This is a genomic window from Desulforegula conservatrix Mb1Pa, from assembly GCF_000426225.1.
Taxonomy (GTDB): Bacteria; Desulfobacterota; Desulfobacteria; order Desulfobacterales; family Desulforegulaceae; genus Desulforegula; species Desulforegula conservatrix.
In genome coordinates this window covers 1-3,650 of record NZ_AUEY01000135.1, presented here as the reverse complement: position 1 = coordinate 3,650, position 3,650 = coordinate 1, and the positions used below count along the sequence as shown (strand labels likewise).

Genomic DNA, 3,650 nt, shown 5'->3' with positions numbered 1-3,650 from the left:
TCCATGATTCACAGACTGATTTATGTTGCTCTTAGGACTCCACCCATGCCATCAACCATGCTTTCTATGGCTGAAGCAGAGTGGTAATCAGAATAGTCTAAGCTCAGAAGCAATTATATGACAGTCATTAAGAACAGAGTTGACGATCGACTTATAGTAGCCACAAAAAACCGGCGGAGCCCCAATAAGCTCCGCCGGTTTTTTTATTATTTGTAATGAAAATGATTATTTCATTAAGGCATTAGTTGGATCTCTGAAAAACCATGTCAAGAGTAGTTACATCTTCAAGAATATTACTTGTATTGCTCATAATTTTGCCGAATGCCTCCACAAGCTTTTTCATAAGAATAGCAGTCTGCTCCGCTCTTTCGGTCAATTCTGAGCTATTTTCTGATGAAAGACCTACTTTTTCAGCAATTGATGAAGTAGACCTTTCCTGATGCTGGATGGTTTCAAAAATATCTTTTGTTGCCTTATTTATTGTTTCCATGGCTTCAATAAATTTCGGCATACTGATAATGAGCCTGCTTGAATTCTCAATACTTTCCTTAATAGTTTTGTTGATTCTCTCAGCTGATGCCTTGGATTGATTTGCAAGATCCTTTATTTCACTGGCGACAACGGCAAACCCCTTACCTGCGGCCCCAGCTCTTGCTGATTCTATTGTTGCATTAAGTGCAAGGAGATTGGTCTGGCTGGCGATATTATCAACATCTTCAATAATGTCTCCAATTGCTTCATTATTTTTCTGGATTTCTCCCATTGTTACGTTAAACTCATGAAGAAATTCATCCACATATTTCATCTTATTCTCAATTTCAATCGTGTTAGATGATGTCTCTCTTAGAGATGAACTTGTAGATGCAGCAATTGCCGAGAGATCGGCCAGAAGGCTTCCCATATCTCTTATGCTGTCCATAGTGCCGCCCATCTTGCTTTCAGTTCTTTCCACCCTTTTTTTGGCTCTTTCTCCAATGGCAATAAGGTCAATTGAAAGTTCTTTAATTCTTTTTGATATTTCCTCTGCCATCTGGGTAACTTCCATCTCGCGTTCAGCCATAGCAGAAGCTTCAATTTGGGCTGCTTCAGCACGCTTTCTTGCTTCCTCCTGTTCTTTTCCAGTTGACTCTACCCTTGTAACAAGAGCCTGAATTACTTTGTTCATAACAAGCACTGTAACAAATCCAGCAAGCACACTGAAAATAAAGGTCACAAGAACATTCTTCATCATTATTTCAGGCGGGAAAGTAATTATATTAAGATTTACACCGTGTTTTGCGGCTATAAACATTGCTATTCCTTCTACAATCTCAATGATCGCCCAAATAAACCCTGTTTTAGTTCCGCAAAAAATAAAAGCTAAGATTGGGAGTAAAACAAACCATGGCACACTGAGAATTGATTGAACACCGCCGGTCTGCCATGCAAGAAAACTGAAATGCCAAAACATCGCGGCAATTGAAATGTTAGCAGCAATCTTGATATTTCCGGTCAAGCGCAGCACAAATGGAGACACAAAAGATGATACTATGAGTGTAAAAAAAAGGCTTATAGCGAGTACCATTACTCCGGCCTTATACCATTTTATCAGGTTCAAGCCGAAGAAAACAAAGGAGGCAAAGGAAAAATTAACTAGCAGATTAACTCTTGTAAACTCGTCCTTATCCTGATTTTCACTATCTCTGAATGGTCTGAGATAAAAGAATCTCAAAGAGTTCAACAATAAACCAACGAATGCAAAAGGATTTTTAGTAGCAGAAGCCATTTCGTTCATACGCCCCCAAAACTCAATATAGTGATAATAAATATAATAATTACCAAATCGCCAGCAAAATGAATGACGATTCTAAAAAAACAAGCGAGATTAAAATATAAGAAAAAAATAATCGACAAATTGTCACAAAAAATTATTTTTGTGAAGTATTTTTTTAAGTATTTTAGATTGTTACCATCTTATTACAATAAATAACTTCATAACATTTTTACACAAAATTTAGCGCATAAATTCTTCCCAAGATTCGCCTTGCCAAAGAAAACAACATATGAGCAGTTTGTTTTTTTGTCTATTTCTGTTAATGCTTGCTGGTTTTGATTTAAGAATATTTTTGGTGTTTAAGTATGTCTGAAAAAAATATCACACCGTCCAAATGGACAGTCTTCACAATCTCCGCCCTTGGCGTTTTCATGTCCACACTCGATGGAAGCATTGTTAATATTGCTCTGCCTTTTATCATGAAGGATTTCGGAGTCGGTCTCGAAACTGTCGAATGGGTCTCAATGATATATCTTCTTTCGGTTTCATCATTCCTGCTTGGATTTGGAAGACTGGGAGACATAAAAGGTAGAAAAAAAGTATTCATAGCAGGTCTATCAACATTCACATTAGCCTCTATCATGTGCGGAGCCTCTTTAAACGTAATCCACCTTATTATTTCCAGATTTATGCAATCCTTGGGCGCAGCCATGATTATGGCTACAACACCTGCTATGGTGGTTGAGGCGTTTCCTCTGAACGAGAGAGGGAAAGCAATGGGGACAACAGGCGCGGTTGTTGCTGCCGGCCTAACTGCTGGCCCTGCGCTTGGCGGGGTACTCATTAAACTCTTCTCGTGGAGGGCAATATTTTATATAAATCTGCCTATTGGAATTCTTACAATCGCAGCTGCTGCAAAATTTCTATCCGATAAGCAGGAATTTCATGAAAAGGATTCGTCTTTTGACAAGCTCGGAGCTTTTTTTCTGGTTCTGTTCATAGGGTCTTTCCTTCTTGCTGCGACTCACGGTCATAGCTGGGGCTTTACTTCTATCAATTTTTTGGGAATGATTATCGTCTCCATTTTTTCATTCATACTTTTTATAATAACCGAGAAAAAAACTTCTTCCCCAATTATAGATTTAAGTTTTTTCAGTGTTAGGCTATTCACACTACCTCTTGCAAGCGGCATGGCAATGTTTACATCGCTTTTTACAATGACTTTCATGATGCCGTTTTATCTGACCATAGCGAAGTCCTTTCTCCCCCAGACAGCAGGAATGCTCATGATAACTCCATTTCTATTTCTTTTTCTGCTTTCACCTCTGTCAGGCAGTCTTTCTGATAAAATTGGATCCAGATATCTATGCACAGCTGGCATGGCTGTGGTTGCAATATCCCTGTTTCTTCTTTCCATTCTTGATGCAGATGCAGGAAAAGCAGATATAGCCTGGCGCATGGCAATAGCTGGAATTGGCATTGCCCTTTTCATATCCCCGAACAGTTCAACAACCATGACTTCACTACCGCCCAAAAACAGGGGAATTGCAGGCGCTATAATTGCTGTTGCCAGAAATCTTGGTATGGTTCTTGGTATCGCAATAGCCGGTGCTGTGTTCAATATTATCTTTCATCACCTTTCCGGCGGAGGGCTTAAGGATTATACTCCTGAAATGCGGAACTCATTCATGATAGCATTCAGCAGAACGATGCTTATTGGGTCTTTTATCGCTTTAATTGGAATGATGCTGGCATGGATGAGGGGCGGTCATGAGGAAGCAAGAAAGAATCAATAGTTTCTCTAATTAATCATAAGTAACCCCCCGGCTCTGCCGGTGGACTCACAGAGTTTGACAGATCCTGGAATAAGAAGAAGTCTCCAATAACTGAACCGCCT

The 3,650-nt window shown here is 39.5% G+C and carries 2 protein-coding genes; one reads left to right on the top strand and one right to left on the bottom strand.

Annotation, left to right across the window (positions count from 1 at the left end):
* Positions 1-241: 241 nt before the first annotated feature.
* Positions 242-1,774 carry a methyl-accepting chemotaxis protein gene (locus K245_RS0120845; RefSeq protein WP_027360719.1) on the bottom strand — a complete coding sequence of 511 codons (1,533 nt, stop codon included), beginning with the start codon at positions 1,772-1,774 and terminating at the stop codon, positions 242-244.
* A gap of 344 nt (positions 1,775-2,118) precedes the next feature.
* On the opposite strand from K245_RS0120845, the gene K245_RS0120840 reads away from it, so the two are divergent.
* A complete protein-coding gene (locus K245_RS0120840; RefSeq protein WP_027360718.1) occupies positions 2,119-3,549 on the top strand; it encodes an MFS transporter in 1,431 nt (476 codons plus the stop codon).
* Positions 3,550-3,650: the final 101 nt, after the last annotated feature.